At 67.7% G+C, this 16,666-nt stretch carries 12 protein-coding genes; 1 reads left to right on the top strand and 11 read right to left on the bottom strand.

The features are described from left to right. Positions 1-2: 2 nt before the first annotated feature. The 5 genes from cydC to AC1REM_RS05725 form a co-directional block, all read right to left on the bottom strand. Positions 3-1,673 carry a thiol reductant ABC exporter subunit CydC gene (gene cydC, locus AC1REM_RS05745; protein ID WP_492513766.1) on the bottom strand — a complete coding sequence of 557 codons (1,671 nt, stop codon included), beginning with the start codon at positions 1,671-1,673 and terminating at the stop codon, positions 3-5. Then, positions 1,670-3,292: a thiol reductant ABC exporter subunit CydD gene (gene cydD, locus AC1REM_RS05740; RefSeq protein WP_492513765.1), complete on the bottom strand. Its 1,623-nt coding sequence runs from the start codon at positions 3,290-3,292 to the stop codon at positions 1,670-1,672. Before cydD ends, cydC begins: the two co-directional genes overlap by 4 nt. A gap of 118 nt (positions 3,293-3,410) precedes the next feature. Beyond that, positions 3,411-4,439, bottom strand: coding sequence for a cytochrome d ubiquinol oxidase subunit II (gene cydB / locus AC1REM_RS05735; RefSeq protein WP_492513764.1), 1,029 nt, complete (start codon positions 4,437-4,439; stop codon positions 3,411-3,413). A 16-nt stretch (positions 4,440-4,455) separates the two neighbouring features. Beyond that, the gene (locus AC1REM_RS05730; protein ID WP_492513763.1) at positions 4,456-5,868 is read right to left on the bottom strand and encodes a cytochrome ubiquinol oxidase subunit I; all 1,413 of its coding nucleotides are present in this window, start codon (positions 5,866-5,868) and stop codon (positions 4,456-4,458) included. Between the two features lie 126 nt (positions 5,869-5,994). Then, positions 5,995-6,612 carry a helix-turn-helix transcriptional regulator gene (locus AC1REM_RS05725; RefSeq protein WP_492513762.1) on the bottom strand — a complete coding sequence of 206 codons (618 nt, stop codon included), beginning with the start codon at positions 6,610-6,612 and terminating at the stop codon, positions 5,995-5,997. Positions 6,613-6,763: 151 nt separating this feature from the next. Between AC1REM_RS05725 and radA the strand changes: the two genes are divergently transcribed. Further along, positions 6,764-8,131, top strand: a complete 1,368-nt coding sequence (radA, locus tag AC1REM_RS05720) for a DNA repair protein RadA (protein ID WP_492513761.1) — start codon at positions 6,764-6,766, stop codon at positions 8,129-8,131. Here radA and AC1REM_RS05715 read toward each other — a convergent pair. The 6 genes from AC1REM_RS05715 to AC1REM_RS05690 form a co-directional block, all read right to left on the bottom strand. Beyond that, a complete protein-coding gene (locus AC1REM_RS05715) occupies positions 8,128-8,628 on the bottom strand; it encodes a dehydrogenase (protein WP_492513760.1) in 501 nt (166 codons plus the stop codon). The genes radA and AC1REM_RS05715 overlap by 4 nt on opposite strands. Positions 8,629-8,909: 281 nt before the next feature. Then, positions 8,910-9,560 (bottom strand): hypothetical protein, encoded by a 651-nt coding sequence (locus AC1REM_RS05710; RefSeq protein ID WP_492513759.1) that lies wholly within the window; start codon positions 9,558-9,560, stop codon positions 8,910-8,912. A 23-nt stretch (positions 9,561-9,583) separates the two neighbouring features. Next, positions 9,584-10,084 (bottom strand): amino-acid N-acetyltransferase, encoded by a 501-nt coding sequence (locus AC1REM_RS05705; RefSeq protein WP_204939014.1) that lies wholly within the window; start codon positions 10,082-10,084, stop codon positions 9,584-9,586. A 118-nt stretch (positions 10,085-10,202) separates the two neighbouring features. Continuing rightward, the gene (locus AC1REM_RS05700) at positions 10,203-12,080 is read right to left on the bottom strand and encodes an FAD-dependent monooxygenase (RefSeq protein WP_492513758.1); all 1,878 of its coding nucleotides are present in this window, start codon (positions 12,078-12,080) and stop codon (positions 10,203-10,205) included. Between the two features lie 107 nt (positions 12,081-12,187). Then, entirely contained in the window at positions 12,188-13,858 is a 1,671-nt protein-coding gene (locus AC1REM_RS05695; RefSeq protein WP_492513757.1) for a thiamine pyrophosphate-binding protein, read from the bottom strand. Positions 13,859-14,018: 160 nt separating this feature from the next. Further along, entirely contained in the window at positions 14,019-16,547 is a 2,529-nt protein-coding gene (locus tag AC1REM_RS05690; RefSeq protein ID WP_204939011.1) for an ATP-dependent Clp protease ATP-binding subunit, read from the bottom strand. Positions 16,548-16,666: the final 119 nt, after the last annotated feature.

Below are 16,666 nucleotides of genomic sequence, written 5' to 3'. Positions count from 1 at the left end.
CCTCAGTGCGCGACGGTCTGTCCGGCGACGATCCGCACCGTGCGGTCGATCGTCCCTGCCGGAGGTGCGACGTGCGAGATCAGGATGACCGATTGCGCATCGGCGGCAGCGAGCAGATCGCGCAGCAGGGCATCGGATGCCTCGGGGTCGACGCCCGCGGTCGGCTCGTCGAGCACCAGCACAGGGAAGCCACGCAACAGCGCACGGGCGAGCGCGATGCGCTGCGCCTGTCCACCCGAGACCAGCGCGCCACGCTCGCCGACCCGCGCATCGAGGCCGCCGCGCTCGGCCACCCACGCGCCGAGGCCGACCCTGTCGAGCACGGCCAGGAGCTCTTCATCGGTCGCCGAATCGTTCGCGAAGAGCAGGTTCTGCCGGATGTCCTCATCGAACAACTGCGGCGACTGCTCGCACAGCCCGACGACGCGGCGAAGCTCCGGACCAGCGATGCGCGCAGCATCCTGATCCCCCAGACTGTACTCGCCCTCGAAGCGCAGGAAGCCGACGAGAACAGCCGCGAGGGTCGACTTTCCGGCGCCGCTGGATCCTGTCACCAGCACGCGCTCCCCCGGATCGACGTCCAGGTCGATACCGCGCAGGGTCTCCGGCGCATCCGGCCAGGAAGCCCGGAGGGCTCGCACCCGCACGGCCGGCACACCGGACGCGGACGCCAGCGGTTCTCCGTCGTCGTCGCGCACTACCGAGGGAAGCGCCTGCGGCAGCACCGCGTGAATACGCTCGGCGCTCGCGCGCACACTCCGCCACGACGACGCGGCCTGCGGCACGACCGCGAACACTTCGAAGACGGCCATCGGCAGCAGCACCGCCACCGCGAACCACGGCGCATCCACGGCTCCGCCGGGCTGACCGGGGAGAGCCACTATGAGCGCCCCCACCGACGCCGCACCCGCAGCGACGGAGACGACCGCGGCCGACACCGCCTGCGCGAGCGCGGCGCGGGTCACCGCACGGCGCAGCGCAGCATCCGCATCCGTGATCCGGCGGTGTGCCGCTTCTTCCGCCCCATAGGCGAGCAGCACGTCGAGGCTGGCCAGGTAGTCGACGAGCGCACCGGAGAGCGTGGCGCGGCGCGCAGCGATCTCGCGTTCTGCGCGGCTGCCGAGCACGCCCCCGATGAGCACCGCGACGACGGTCGCAACGATGAGGCAGACGGCGAGCGACAGCGCCGCCGCGGGTGAGATGAACGCCACCACAGCGATGGCCGTCAGCGCGATGACCCCGCCCGTCACAAGTGGCTGCACAACCCGCAAAGGAAGGTTCTGCAGGTTCTCGACATCGTCGACGAGACTCGACAGCACCGCGCCGCGGTCGGTCGAACCGAGCCCCGCGGGCGAGAGCGGGATGAGCCGATCGACGATCCCGGCGCGAAGCCCCGCGAGCTGCTTCAACGCGGCGCTGTGTCCCGCGAGCCGCTCAAGATAGCGGAACACGGCACGCGAGACGGCGAAGAAGCGCACGCCGACGACCGCGACTGAGAGCGGCACGAGCGAGTCGACGATCGACGCGCTGACGATCAGCCATCCGCTCACAAGCAGGAGTCCGATCGCGGCCGCGGCCGACAGGATGCCGCTCAGCAGCCCGGGCCAGAACTGTCGGAACGGCGGCTGAGCGGCACGCAGGATTCCGCGGACCGACGAGGTCGAGACGCTCATGCAGACACCCCCACCGAGACGATGTGGTCGGCGATCTCCCGTGCCGATCGACGGTGCGAGATCAGTAGAACGGCGACGCCGGAATCGGCCACCGCGCGGATGCTCCGCCACAGCGCCTCCTCCGTCTCAGCATCGAGAGCGCTGGACGGCTCGTCGAGCGCGAGAACCTGCACACCGTCATCGAGCCGGTACAGCGCACGGGCGACCGCGACGCGCTGCGCCTGACCGCCGGAGAGCCCCGAACCCTGCACGCCGAGCGCGAGCGCAGGATCGATCGTGTCCGCCTGCGCGGCGGTGAGCGCATGAGCGACGCGCGCCGCATCCGGCTCTTGCCCCAGGGCGACGTTCTCGGCGACTGTTCCGCGGATGAGGCCCGGTCGCTGCCCCGCCCACGCCATCCAGTCAGAGGGCGCGAGGGCGCGCACATCCGCTTCCCCGACCGTCACGGACCCATCAAAGTCCGCCGCGCCGCGAAGCGCGGCGAAGATACTCGACTTCCCGGAGCCACTGGGGCCTTCGATCAGGGTCACCGTCCCGGCCGCGGCTGTCAGAGAGACCGGGGGCAGCACGCGATCGCCGTAGCGGACCGACACATCCTGCAGCACGAGCGCGGCGCCTGCCGGGGCCTGCGCGTCTGTCGGTTGCTCAGCGACGGCCTGGGTTGCGGCGCGAGGCGCGTCCCCGTCGAGCACCTCGAAGATCTGCTCCGTCGCCGCCACGCCCTCGGCTGCAGCGTGGAACTGCACTCCCACCTGACGCAGCGGCAGAAACGCCTCGGGCGCGAGCAGCAGCACGAAGAGCCCGACCTCAAGTGTGATGTCGCGGTCGAGCAGGCGGAAGCCCACCGACACCGCGATGATCGCAACCGCCAGCGACGACAGCAGCTCGAGCGCGAAGCCCGAGATGAACGAGTAGCGCAGCACGCTCATCGTCTCACGGCGATACTGCTCGGCCGTCTCGCGCATCCGCGTCACGGCGCGGCGCTCGCGCCCGAAGACGCGCAGCGTGGCGAGCCCCTGCACGGTGTCGGCGAACCGGGCGGCCAGCTGCTGCAGCACACCCAGCTGACGACGCTGCACGCTGCGCGTCGCGATGCCGATGAGAATGAGGAACAGCGGGATGAGCGGAAGCGTGATGATAGCCGCGACACCACTCGGCCAGTCCTGCCACCACATCACCGCGACGATCACAGGAGTCGCGATCATGGTCAGCACGAGCTGCGGGATGTACCGCGCGAAGTAGGGATCGAGCGCATCCAGCCCGTGCCCCGCCGTGACCGCGAGCTCTGCCTGGTTGCGCTGCGCGAGCCATCCTGGGCCCCTGCGCCCGATCGCGCGCAACAGGGCCGCCCGTAGCTGTGCCCCCGTCTGCGCCGCAGCGCGAAGGCCCCACGCTTCGCTGGCCCAGATCAGCAGGCCGCGCACGAGAATTATCGCGACGAGCCACAGCAGCGACGTGCGCACGTCGCGCCCCGCGATCAGTCCGGTCAGCGCGTCCGCGAGGAACCACGCGAACGCGATCGTCACAACGGTCTGCACCACCGCGATCAGCGCCGAGGCGGCAACGTACGTTCGCGCCGCCGGCGCATAGCGCAGGAGGCGAGGATCGAGGGGTTTCATGCGAATGCTCCGAATCGGCGTGCAGGTCTCTCTCGGCGCAGGCCCTGATCTGCGAATGCTTCGCGCAGAAGCATCCGCAGATCAGGAGCCTGCTCGCCGAGAGCGAGCACTGACAGTATTACGCGTGCGCAGGCGCCGCCTCGATCGAGGCGCGCGTGACGCGCTTGCGGAACACCCAGTACGTCCAGCCCTGGTAGAGCAGCACGAACGGGATCGCGAACAGGGCCGTCCAGCTCATGATCTGCAGGGTGTACGGCGTGCTCGATGCGTTGGCGATCGTCAGGCTGTACGCCGGGTCGATCGTCGACGGCAGCACGTACGGGAACAGTGCTCCGAACAGCATCACGACGGCTGCGGCGATCGTGACGAGCATGCTCGTGAACGCCCAGCCCTCAAGGCCCTTCGCCGAGAAGATGGTCGCAGTGATCAGGAAGACCGCGGCGATCGCACCGCACGCGATGACGAGCCAGAGCAGCGCATCCGGACGCCCCGCAGCGATCACGATCGTCCAGACGACGGTGCCGGCGGCGGCGAGGATCGTCGGCACAGCGGCGATCTTCGCAAGCCGGATCGCATCGCTGCGCACCTGCCCGTCGGTCTTGAGGCCGATGAAGTACAGGCCGTGCACGAAGAACAGCAGCAGCGTCGTCACACCGACCAGGAGGCCGTAGGGATTCAGCAGCGTCAGGATCGTGCCCCGGAAGATGTGGTTCTCATCCAGCGGCACACCCTGCACGATGTTGCCGAAGGCGACACCCCACAGCAGCGCGGGAACCGCCGAGCCGATCACGATCATCCAGTCGAAGCGGTTGCGCCAGCGGTCGTCATCGCGCTGGTGCCGGTACTCGAACGACACACCGCGGGCGATGAGAGCGAGCAGGATGATCAGCAGCGGCAGATAGAACCCGCTGAACAGCGAGGCGTACCACTCCGGGAACGACGCGAACAGCGCGGCACCGGCCACGATGACCCACGTCTCATTGAGGTCCCAGACCGGGCCGATCGTGTTGATGATCTGCCGACGCGAGACGTCGTTCTTGCCCAGGAACGGCAGGGACATGCCGACACCGAAGTCGAAGCCGTCGAGGAGGAAGTAGCCGACGAAGAGGAAGGCGACGATCCAGAACCAGATTGTTGCGAGATCCATGTGTCTCTCCTCTCACTCAGTAGACGACCGACGGCAGCTTGGCCGTCTCGTCAGGCTTCTCGGACGTGTCAGGCCCCTTCTGGGCGGCCTTGACGATGAGGCGGATCTCCACGACGGCGAGCGCCGCGTAGATCGCGGTGAAGGCGATCAGCGAGATGAGCACCTCGACTCCGCTCACGCCGGGCGAGACGCCGTCCTGCGTCGACATGAGGCTGAAGACGATCCAGGGTTGGCGGCCCATCTCGGTGAAGACCCAGCCCATGATGTTGGCGAAGAGCGCCAACGGGAACGACCAGATCGCGATCTTCCACATCCACGGTGCCGGCGGGTTCTTCGCCTTCTTGCGCGTGATCCAGAGACCGACGACGGCGACGAGGGCAGCCGCCATTCCGAGACCGATCATCCAGCGGAAGGCCCAGTACGTGATCCACAGCACAGGGGTGAAGTCGGTGAGACCCGTGTCAGCGAACTCGATCGCGTACTGCGCATTGAGGTCGTTGATGCCGTGCACGCAGCCGTCGAGGGTGTGCGTGGACAGCAGCGACAGCAGGTACGGCACGCGGATCGAGAAGAGGTCGGTCTTGCCGTCCGGCGTGCCGAGCGTGAAGAGACTGAACGCCGCCTCCTTGCCGCACACGGTGTTGAAGGTCGCTTCGGCTGCGGCCATCTTCATCGGCTGCGTGGCGTACATCGCAAGGCCCAGCTGGTCCCCGGTGAGCACGACGCCCACGGTCGAGATGATCATCGCCCAGAGACCGAACTTGAGCGAGATGCGCATCGTGTCGAGGTGCTGCCCGCGCGCCAGGTGCCAGGCCGACACCGAGATGATGACACCGGCGGCGAACATGAACGCACCGAAGATCGTGTGCGGGAACGCCGCAAGTGCGACCGGGTTGGTCAGCAGCGCACCGAAGTCGACCAGCTCGGCACGGTTGGTCTCGGGGTTGAACTCATAGCCGACCGGGTTCTGCATGAATGCGTTGGCGGCGATGATGAAGTACGCCGAGACGATGCTTCCGATCGCGACGCACCAGATGGTCATGAGGTGCAGCTTGGGGCTCAGCTTGTCCCAGCCGAAGATCCACAGGCCGATGAAGGTCGCCTCGAAGAAGAAGGCAAGGAGACCTTCGAAAGCCAGCGGAGCTCCGAAGACGTCGCCGACGAACCGGGAGTAGTCCGACCAGTTCATGCCGAACTGGAACTCCTGCACGATTCCTGTCACTACGCCCATCGCAAAGTTGATCAGGAAGATCTTGCCGAAGAAGCGGGTGAGGTGGAGGTACTGCACCTTGGCGGTGCGCACCCACGCGGTCTGGAAGATCGCCGCGGCGAGCGCCATGCCGATCGTCAGCGGGACGAACAGGTAGTGGTACACCGTCGTCAATCCGAATTGCCATCTCGACAATACGAGTGGATCAAGCCATTCCATCGTGCCTCCTCAGGCTTCTGCCCTGTTCTCCACGCTAGTTCGGCGGGTACGCCGAGTTCGGGGGCCGGCACCGTGATAATTCACTGCGTCTGCCCCTGTGCTGCCTTTTTGCAGTCTCCGCACGCCCTAGGAGGCGTGAGCCAGTTCCACCGTGCAGTCGTTGACCTGATCGGTCGTGCGCACGCACCGGGCCAGAAGCGGCCCTCCCGCCTGCGCCAGCACTCCCTGCATCAGCCCCAGGTGAACCTGGCACAGCACCGGTCGGTGCTGTGGCAACGCTGCGGCATGCGGGCAGGGGGAAAGGTCAACCGTGAGCGCGCCTTCGTCGATGAGGGGCTCGAAGCCCGACTCCTCCAGATGCTCGACGAGGGCGTCGAGCTGGTGGGTCGCTGCTTCTTCGAGGGTCTCGCCCGCGGCTCCCGGGATCGCGCGACGAAGCAGGTCGCCACGGCGAGCAGCCGCGATGACCTTCTTCTGGGCGATGGAGCTGGAGGCTCCGGGGGCGCCGGTCGCGGCACTGTAGAGCGTGCGGGGGCGACCACGAGTGGCACGCTTCTCGCTCTCTTGCACCACATACCCGCCGTCGATGAGCCGCTGCAGGTGCTCGCGAACGGTGTTCGCGTGCAGCCCGGTCGCATCGCACAGCTCACCGATCGTGCGATGTGGCTGCGACTGCACGAGGTGCAGGATCCGCACTCGCGAGTAGCTCGAAATCGGCCCGTAGGTGGGCCTTGCGGGAGGCATGTCTCCATTATTCACGGGTCCGTATAAAACCCCTATTCGTCGGGCCGTGAATAATGAGTTGCACCGGAATTCCGCGGATCACGGGGCCGCGAAGGCGGATGCTGCGGGCCGGCGCGACCTCGATGTCCGCTGCCCCGATTAGCCTGATCTCATGGCCACTCGTCGACCCGCTCCTTCCGCCTATGTGTGCTCGGAATGCGGGTGGACCGCCGCGAAGTGGGCCGGCCGCTGCGGAGAGTGCCAGCAGTGGGGCACCGTCGTCGAACGCGCAGCGCAGACCGGCATCGTGCGACAGGTCTCACCGGTGGCGCCGAGCGCGGGGCGTGCCGCTCGCCCGATCACACAGATCACCACCGCCGATTCGCCCCGCAGATCAAGCGGTGTGGCCGAGTTCGACCGGGTCCTGGGGGGTGGCATCGTGCCGGGTGCCGCCATTCTGCTCAGCGGCGAGCCGGGCGTCGGCAAATCCACGCTGCTCCTCGAGGTCGCCGCGCGGGCAGCCCAGTCCGGACGACGTGTGCTCTACGCGAGCGCCGAAGAGTCGCAGGCGCAGGTGCGGTTGCGTGCTGAGCGCACGAACGCCCTGCACGATGAGCTGTACCTGGCGAGCGAGACCGACCTGGGCACGATCCTCGGGCACATCGACGAGGTGCAGCCGCAGCTGGTCATCGTCGACTCGGTGCAGACGGTCGCGTCGGCGCTCATCGACGGAGCGGCCGGGCAGCCCAGCCAGGTGCGCGACGTCGCCTCCACTCTCATCCGGATCGCGAAAGAGCGCGACCTGCCGATCATCCTCGTCGGCCACGTCACGAAAGACGGGCAGGTCGCGGGTCCGCGCATGCTCGAGCACCTCGTCGATGTCGTCTGCCACTTCGAAGGTGACCGCCAGACGGCCCTCCGCTTCGTCCGGGCATTGAAGAACCGATTCGGCCCGACCGACGAGGTCGGCTGCTTCGAGATGACGGGCGCAGGCATCGCCGAAGTGCCCGACCCCAGCCAGCTCTTCCTCTCGCGCGGCAAGCCCGAACCGGGAACGTGCGTCGCCATCGCCCTCGAGGGCCGTCGCGCGATGCCGGTGGAAGTGCAGGCGCTGACGATTCCGACCGCAGCACCCAACCCGCGCCGCGTCGTGAACGGCCTCGACTCGGCACGCGTCGCGATGGTGCTGGCGGTGCTCGAACGCCGCGCCGGCATCAAGACGAGCGATCAAGACGTCTACGTCTCGACGGTCGGTGGCGTGCGCTTCACCGAGCCGGCAGCCGACCTCGCGATCGCGATCGCCGTCGCCGGCTCGCTACGCAACGTCGCCGTACCCCGCACGGTGGCCGCCGTCGGCGAGCTCAGCCTCGCGGGCGAGGTGCGTCCGGTCACCCAGGCCGCGCAGCGGCGGTCGGAAGCGGGCCGGCTGGGCTACGCGCAGGTCGTCGATGACCGCTCCGGCACACTGCGCGCCGCCATCGACGACGTCAAAGCCCGCGGCACGCAGCGGCGCCGCGAAGACGACATCCCGGCGTTCTAGGCCTCCGGAGAGCCCTCCTCCGCAGCATCCTCCTCAGGCGCAGCGTCGGCGTCCTGGTCGGTATCGACGTTCAACGCAGCAAGAAGGTCAGCGGGCGCAGCCTGCATGGGGTGCGGGCCGGCGATGTCGAGGAAGACCGTCGTGATGCGATCCTGATACGTCGTGAGGAACGCACGCAGCCAGCCCGCCGAGTAGATCCCGACACCGGGTGGCAGGTTGGCAGGCTTGTTGCGGGCATCGCTGAACAGCAGCAGCGCGACCTCGCCCGTGCGCGGATCGCGGTACGTCCACACCTCACCCCCGTCGATGGGGTTGTCGCGAGCGCCGGGCCGGATCAGCGGAACGACGGTGGTGCCGTGACGCAGAGCGAGGGCCACCGCGGCCATGTCCTGCTTCTCGAGAGCCTGAGCGAGCGCCTCGGAGCGGAACTCCTCCGGACCGGGCTTGCTCTTGGATCCCTTAGCGCGCTTCGCGCGCGCAGACTTCTTCGCGGCCATGTCTCCAGCCTAGGCGCAGGAGTGCTTCCGCTTTCCTCCGCACGCTGCGACCGACGAGCGGGAGCGTCACGGAGGAAAGCAGAAGGGGCCCTCTCGAATCCGCCATTGGGGACTGGATGATTCGAGAGGGCCCAGGATGCTCCTGGAGGACGAAGTCGAAGCGCTGGGGACGCTATGAACTCGACACCACTGGGGATGGATTTTCGTCCTGTGTCACAGTAGCTGTATCCAATGGTATCCCAAAGGATCGGCAATTGTGCACAAACATTGCCATAAAAGCTCTAGTAGAGCAGGATTTGAGCGCTCTCGGCACTCGTGAAGCCGCCGATCGAAACACTCACGTGGTACGAAGCCCCACCGCCCGGAGCGCGCGGTCGCTCGGTCGAAGCGCAGGTGTCCGGCGAGGAGCGGGTGCGGTCCCACACCACTGGCTGCGAGCTCGTCACCGTGGATCCCGCCGCGAGCGTGACGATCATCCCCTCGGGATTCTGCTGGCAGTCGATCGAACGCCACCAGACATCCGCGCCGCTCACCACGGTGAACTGCTGGGTCGCCGTGCCGACATCGATCGTGCAGTCGCGTGCCCCGCTGTTGGTCAACGAGATCGACATCTGCGGCAGGGCATCCGCGGCGTAGCTCTCCGAGTCCGTCACTGCGGCGACCGTGACATCCCCTTCCACGCACGGACCCACGGCGCCGTCATCGGGCGGAGTCGAGTCGCCGGGCGTCGGAGTCACCGTCGTGTCGGTCGTCGCCGACGCATCCGGAGTCGAAGTCTCTGCCGTTCCCGTAGGAGACGGCGCCGACGCCTCCTGAGCCCGAGCGACAAGGAACCAGGCCAGCCCTGCGATGAGCGCGAGGATCACGACGAGGGCACCGAAGAAGACCAGTCGACGCCGCCGATACACGGCGGGAGAAACACGCGCGGTCATGACTCCAGGCTAGACGCTTCCGCTCAGAGCAGTTTGAGCATGCGGGTGTTGCCGAGCGTATTCGGCTTCACATGCGCGAGATCGAGGAACTCCTCGACACCGGCGTCGCCGCTGCGCAGCAGCTGGGAGTAGACGTCCGGGTCGACGACCTGCTCGCCGATCGGTGTGAAACCGCGGCGTCCGAAGAAATCGACCTCGAAGGTCAGGCAGAACAGGCGGGACAGCCCCAGCTCTCGGGCGTTCTCCTCCAGGCGGCCGACGATCGCGCCGCCGACACCGTGATGCAGCCAGTCACCGCGCACCATCAGAGTGCGCACCTCGCCGAGGTCTTCCCAGAACACGTGCAGCGCACCGCATCCGATGAGCTCGCCCTCCGCCTCCGCGACGACGAATTCCTGCACCGCCCCATAGAGCACCGCGAGGTCTTTACCCAGCAGGATGCGCTGCTCGACCATCGGCGCAAGGAGCGCGCTGATGCCTTTGACGTCTGCGCTGCGGGCCGGCCGCACGATGATCTCGCTCACATGACAAGCCTAGAACCCGCAGCCCGCGCAGGCACCTGCTACCACCGCGCGCCGTCGCCGACGAGTTCATGAGCGACCGTCAGGCCGATCACGCCCCCGCCGACGATGGCGACGCGGATCATCGCACGAGGACGTTGGCTGCGGCGCGGATGCGCACCAGGTACGGCTCGGCGGGGTCGCTGTCGAGCCGGTCACCGCCGCGCACGATCACATCGAGCGCGTCCGTGAGCGCCTGTGCAGGATCCGCGGGAAGCGACGTCACCCGCCACGCGACCTTGCGGTCAGGACGCACGAGCAGCGCGCCATCCGCGTCGATCTGACGGGCCTCGGCCCATGCCGCATCGTCGTCGGCGATTGTCGCGATCGTGAGCGGCATGTGCGTGCGCACTCGCTCCGCCTCGGCACGCCAGCGCTCCGCCGCCGAGGCAGAGGTCAGCAGCGTGAGGCCGTGACGCGCGATCAGATCATGCGACGAGACTGGCTGGCCCGCAGCATCCGCCTTCGCCAACCACACATGCGGGAGGTGATGCCCCGGTCGTGATGTCGGGTGGAACGCGACCGGGTCGTTCGGGTCACCGGGGACGGGCGATCCGTCGGGGACGAACGCGCCCTCGGAGTAGTGGTACCCGGCCTCGACACCCAGCTGGCTGTAGTCGTGCTCGTTGTGGTCGACCTCGGCCTTGACCTGCGCGCGACGCGCATCACCCTCGGGTGTGTCTGCGACGAACTCGGCCAAGTTGCGGAAGCCCTCCTCGACGTCCTCGGTGAAGCCGAGAGCCTCTGCGATCGGAGGGTGCCGGTTCGCGTTCTCCAGAGAGTGCGCCGTGTACCAGGCGACGATCGGGCGGCGCTCCGCCTGGTAGCTGTCGAGTAGGCCGTCGGATGCCTCACCGTGCAGCACGGCGGCGAGCTTCCAGCACAGGTTCTGGGCATCCTGGATGCCGCTGTTGAGGCCGAGCCCGCCCGTGGGCGGATGCTTGTGCGCTGCGTCGCCGGCGAGGAAGACCCGGCCGTTGCGGAACTGCTTCGCGACCAGGCCGTTGTAGCTCCAGCGCGTCATCGAGTGCATCGTGATCTCATGCGATTCCGGCAGACCGAGCATCGTGCGGATCGAGGCGAACAGCGCCGCCTCGTCGTCGGGGTCGCCCTCGACCATCCATGCGGCCACCGAGACGAGCCACTCCTCCGAGTTGCGGTTGTACTCGGTCGGACCGATCGCCTGGATCGTGCCGCGGCGACGCGCGCCGCCGGCCGGGTGCAGGAAGTGCCCGAGCAGAGCATCCGGCTCCGACCAGGATGAGAGGTCCATGCTCACGTGGTAGTTGACGACCTCGCGCATGTCTCGCGGGCCCTCCATCTCGACGCCGAGCATGTCCGCGCTGCTGCGGCCACCGTCGGCGGCGATCACGTAGTTCGCGCGCACCTCGCGCAGGTCGCCCGTGGTGCGGTCGAGGATCGACACGACCGCGGCATCCGCCTGCTGCTCGATGCCCACGACCTCCTGGCGCTTGCGGATGCGTCCGGGCGCGGCGGCGAGCGCGTGGCGGTACAGCAGCGGGTCAAGGCGCAGCTGGGGCATGTTCGCGAAGGCGCGGGGGGACGACTGGCGGTAGCGCTCGGCGTCGGGTCCACCGCCCCATGCGGGGACCTCCCCGATCTTTAGGCCGTCGAACTCGCCGGGGCCCGTTGCGGTCGTGTACCAGACGGCCTTGCGCCAGCGGTCGTGCGTGGGCGTAGCCGCGTAGATGTCGTCCGCGACGTCGATGTCGTGGAATGCCTCCATCGTGCGAGTGTTGAGCAGGTGCGCGCGCGGGAAGCGGAACACGAAGTCGCGGCGCTCGACCAGCAGCACGTCGACACCCTGTTGGGCGAGCAGCATGGCGCAGGTGAGTCCCACCGGGCCGCCGCCCATGATCAGAACCTCGGTCGAGGTGGGCCAGACATCGTCACTGATGGCGGGCAGGGGTGTGAGAGTGCTCTTCACGGATTCAGGCACGGATTCCTCCTCGGATGCGTGGAACCCCAGGCTAGGAAGCCCGGATCACCCGTCGATACGGAACAGAGGAGTGATTCTGCGCACCCGATTCCGACACCATGTCGCAATCATGATTTCTCCGGCCACATGGCCCCGTTCACCATGACCTCGATCAGGTAGGGGCCGTCATCGGCGGAGCGTACGCGGTCTTCGGCAAGGGCCGCGCGCAGCTCCTCCGAGCCGTGCACGCGCTCGGCGGCGATCCCGAACGAATGCGCGAGCGCGGCGATGTCGACACCACCGATGTCCGTCAGCGGGTAGGTGCCCTCGGCGTGCGCCGTGCCGTCGATGCCCACAAGACCGGCGATCACCGCCTGATACCGGCCGTTGTTGACGACGACGTAGGTTGCGGGGATGCGGTAGTGCGATGCCGTCCAGAGGGCGGGAACGCCGAACTGCACGACGCCGTCTCCGACCACCGTGACCGTGCGTTCCTGCCGTGCGAGGGTGACACCCAGCGCGGCGCCCATCCCCCAGCCGAGCGAGCCGCTCGCCGTGGCGAAGAGGGTGTCGCGCCGGGGACGCTCAATGAAGCGCAGCAGCGGCAGGGTCGAGGTGACGGCATCGAGCACGACAGGACGATCGTCAGGAAGCTCTTCGGCGAGCACACGCATCGCGCTGGCCGCACTGAACTCCGCACCGTCAGCCCGAGCGGGCACCTGCTCTGCCCAGGTCGCGCGCTGCGTGGCGAAGACGCCCCGAGCACGATCGAGCCAGCCCTGACTACAGCGGGCAGCCGACTCCTGCTCCAGCAACTGGCGGATGCTGCGCAGCACCGCGCCCGTATCGCCGACGATGCTCGCTGCGGGCGCCTGTCGCCGCCCCGGCTCTCCGGCGTCCTCGGCGATGTGCAGCAGCGGGACGCCATGCGGAAGGATCGGTCGCTCCGCGGAGAACTCCAGGGGCGTGGGCGCGCCCGCGATCACCAGCAGATCCGCCTCGGCGAACAGGGGCGAGCGCGGGTCGAAGAGCCCGGCGTAGTGCGGATGGTCCGTACGGAACGCCCAGCGTTCGAGATCGCGGCGCGATTCGACGAGCACTGGCGCCCCCAGCCGTTCGGCGATGCGCTCGATCTCGGCCTCTGCACCGCGACGGGCGATGTCCGTGCCCGCGACGATGACGGGTCGACGGGCCTTCTGGAGCAGCGCGACGGCCTCGTTGAGCTCGTCGGCGTGGGCACTCTGGCGTGCGGCGCGACGACGCCGGAAGCCGCCGCTGTCCGCGCGGGTGCGACCGATGTGGTTCTGCGGAATCGTCAGCACGGCGGGCTGCTCGGGCACCACCGTGGTCTTCCAGAGCACCCGGTCGATGTCGGTCATGAGGTCTTCACCACGCAGGTTCTGCCAGGTGTAGCCGCTGTACGGCGCTGCCGTGTCGAGGATGCGCGACGAAGTGGTGAGCGCGCGGTGCGGCAGCGTGGCCGTCCCTTTCACGCCGGTCAGCAGCGCCACGCTGCTGCGCGCGAGCTGCGCCGCATAGAGGTGCGCGAGACCGTTGGCGAGGCCCACGTTCGTGTGCAGATAGGCGACGCCCACCTCCCCGGATGCACGGGCGTAGCCGTCCGCCATCGAGACGGAGATCGCCTCGTGAGTGGTCAGCAGGAACTCCGGCCCGCGTCCCTCGTTCGCCGGATCCGCAAGAGCATCCAGCAGCGGAGTCTCGCTGGTTCCCGGACAGCAGAACACATAGGGGATCTGCCATCCGCGCAACACGTCGAGCACATCGTCAGCCGTGGTCATCGTCGTCCTCCTCGAGCATTACCCGCGAGGCTAGGGGTCGAATGCCGCGCCGTCGTCGCCCCGGCGTGCGAAGAGTGCGCACCGGCGTGCGACACGGTGTCGCGCGAACGACGAGGGGCGGCGGATGCCGAAGCATCCGCCGCCCTCCTGTCAGACGTTCTTACTCGCCGCTGGCGACCGCCAGGTCGGGAGTGGCCGAGATCTCGCCGCCGGTGTTGATGCCGACCGAGACCTTCTCACCGCGGGGACCGTGGTCGAAGGTGAACGCGCCGTCTGCGACGTCGACCTTCACGTGGTCGCCCGAGTTGAGCTCGCCGTGCAGGATCTTCTCCGACAGGCGGTCTTCGATCTCGTGCTGCATCGCGCGACGCAGCGGACGCGCACCCAGGGCCGGGTCGAAGCCGATCTCGATGAGGCGCTCCTTGGCGACCTGCGACAGCTCGATCGTCATGTCGCGGTCCAGCAGACGCTCGCTGAGACGCTTCGTGAACAGGTCGACGATCTGGATGAGCTCCGACTTCGACAGCTGCGGGAAGACGATGATGTCGTCGACACGGTTGAGGAACTCAGGCTTGAAGTGCCGCTTCAGCTCTTCGTTGACCTTGCCCTTCATCCGCTCGTAGCTGGTCGAGGTCTCGCCCTCGGCCTGGAAGCCGACCGGGCCACCCGCGATGTCGCGCGCTCCGAGGTTGGTCGTCATGATGATGACCGTGTTCTTGAAGTCGACGATGCGACCCTGACCATCGGTCAGGCGACCCTCTTCGAGGATCTGCAGCAGCGAGTTGAAGATGTCGGGGTGCGCCTTCTCGATCTCGTCGAACAGCACGACGGAGAACGGCTTGCGACGGACCTTCTCGGTGAGCTGGCCGCCCTCTTCGAAGCCGACGAACCCGGGAGGAGCACCGAACAGACGCGACACCGTGTGCTTCTCACCGAACTCGCTCATGTCGAGCGAGATGAGAGCAGCCTCGTCGTCGAACAGGAACTCGGCGAGTGCTTTCGCGAGCTCGGTCTTTCCGACGCCCGTGGGGCCGGCGAAGATGAACGAGCCCGAAGGACGCTTCGGGTCCTTGAGACCGGCGCGCTGACGACGGATCGTCCGAGACAGCGCCGCGATCGCCTCTTCCTGGCCGATGACGCGCTGGTGCAGCGCCTTCTCCATGAAGACGAGACGGCTGGTCTCTTCCTCGGTGAGCTTGAAGACCGGGATGCCCGTGGCCTGCGCCAGAACCTCGGCGATCAGGCCCTCGTCGACCACGGCGGCCGTGGCGACGTCACCCGAACGCCACTGCTTCTCGAGGCGGAGGCGCTCGGCGAGCAGCTCCTTCTCCTGGTCGCGCAACGACGCGGCCTTCTCGAAGTCCTGCTCCTCCGACGCCAGCTCCTTCTGCTCGCGGACGGCGGCGATCTTCTCGTCGAACTCGCGCAGCTCGGGCGGGCTCGACAGGATCGACAGACGCAGGCGAGCGCCGGCCTCGTCGATCAGGTCGATGGCCTTGTCGGGCAGGAAGCGGTCGGAGACGTAGCGGTCTGCGAGGTTCGCGGCGGCGACGAGCGCGCCATCCGTGATCTGCACCTTGTGGTGCGCCTCGTAGCGGTCACGCAGCCCCTTGAGGATGTTGATCGCGTGCGGGATGCTCGGCTCCTGCACCTGGATCGACTGGAAGCGGCGCTCGAGCGCAGCATCCTTCTCGAAGTGCTTGCGGTACTCGTCGAGCGTCGTCGCGCCGATCGTCTGCAACTCGCCGCGAGCGAGGAGCGGCTTCAGGATCGAGGCGGCGTCGATCGCGCCTTCGGCGGCACCTGCACCCACGAGGGTGTGGATCTCGTCGATGAAGACGATGATGTCGCCGCGCGTGCGGATCTCTTTCGTGACCTTCTTCAGACGCTCTTCGAAGTCACCGCGGTAGCGGGATCCGGCGATGAGCGAGCCGAGGTCGAGCGAGTAGACCTGCTTGTCCTTGAGCGTCTCAGGCACATCGCCCTTGACGATCGCCTGCGCGAGGCCCTCGACGACGGCGGTCTTGCCGACGCCGGGCTCACCGATCAGGACGGGGTTGTTCTTGGAGCGACGCGAGAGGATCTGCATGACCCGCTCGATCTCCTTCTCACGCCCGATGACGGGGTCGAGCTTGTTGTCGCGCGCGGCCTGCGTGAGGTTGCGGCCGAACTGGTCGAGCACGGCCGAGCCGCCCTGTGCGGACTGCTGGGTCTCGTGCGCGGCGCCCGAGACGGCGGCGGGCTCACGGCCCGAAGCGCCCGAGAGCATCTGGATGACCTGCTGACGCACCTTGTTGAGGTCTGCGCCGAGCTTGACGAGCACCTGAGCGGCGACACCCTCACCCTCACGAATGAGGCCGAGGAGGATGTGCTCAGTGCCGATGTAGTTGTGGCCGAGCTGCAGCGCTTCGCGCAGGCTCAGCTCGAGAACCTTCTTCGCACGAGGCGTGAAGGGGATGTGGCCGGTCGGCTGCTGCTGCCCCTGGCCGATGATGTCCTGCACCTGCTCGCGCACGGCGTCGAGCGAGATCCCAAGGGACTCCAGTGCCTTGGCAGCGGCGCCCTCACCCTCGTGGATGAGGCCGAGCAGGATGTGCTCAGTGCCGATGTAGTTGTGGTTGAGCATCTTCGCCTCTTCTTGGGCGAGCACAACCACACGACGGGCTCGGTCGGTGAATCTCTCGAACATGCTGTGACTCCTTATCGCACAGGGCGAAGACGCTGCGGCGCCTGTACATCGAGAGTAACGACCAGCGCCACGGCGTATGCCCGTGTTCGCCGTCGGCATAGCGGAGCGGGGTGCGCAGG

The organism is Microbacterium sp. GW823-FHT02G05 (genome assembly GCF_058797175.1).
This window is presented reverse-complemented; position numbering and strand designations above follow the sequence as displayed.

Bases quoted from the DNA above. Each gene is read 5' to 3' on its own strand.
- AC1REM_RS05690 (WP_204939011.1), bottom strand. From the start codon at position 16,547: ATGTTCGAGAGATTCACCGACCGAGCCCGTCGTGTGGTTGTGCTCGCC.
- radA (WP_492513761.1), top strand. From the start codon at position 6,764: ATGGCCACTCGTCGACCCGCTCCTTCCGCCTATGTGTGCTCGGAATGC.
- AC1REM_RS05695 (WP_492513757.1), bottom strand. From the start codon at position 13,858: ATGACCACGGCTGACGATGTGCTCGACGTGTTGCGCGGATGGCAGATC.
- AC1REM_RS05715 (WP_492513760.1), bottom strand. From the start codon at position 8,628: ATGGCCGCGAAGAAGTCTGCGCGCGCGAAGCGCGCTAAGGGATCCAAG.
- AC1REM_RS05730 (WP_492513763.1), bottom strand. From the start codon at position 5,868: ATGGAATGGCTTGATCCACTCGTATTGTCGAGATGGCAATTCGGATTG.
- AC1REM_RS05710 (WP_492513759.1), bottom strand. From the start codon at position 9,560: ATGACCGCGCGTGTTTCTCCCGCCGTGTATCGGCGGCGTCGACTGGTC.
- cydD (WP_492513765.1), bottom strand. From the start codon at position 3,292: ATGAAACCCCTCGATCCTCGCCTCCTGCGCTATGCGCCGGCGGCGCGA.
- cydC (WP_492513766.1), bottom strand. From the start codon at position 1,673: ATGAGCGTCTCGACCTCGTCGGTCCGCGGAATCCTGCGTGCCGCTCAG.
- cydB (WP_492513764.1), bottom strand. From the start codon at position 4,439: ATGGATCTCGCAACAATCTGGTTCTGGATCGTCGCCTTCCTCTTCGTC.
- AC1REM_RS05725 (WP_492513762.1), bottom strand. From the start codon at position 6,612: ATGCCTCCCGCAAGGCCCACCTACGGGCCGATTTCGAGCTACTCGCGA.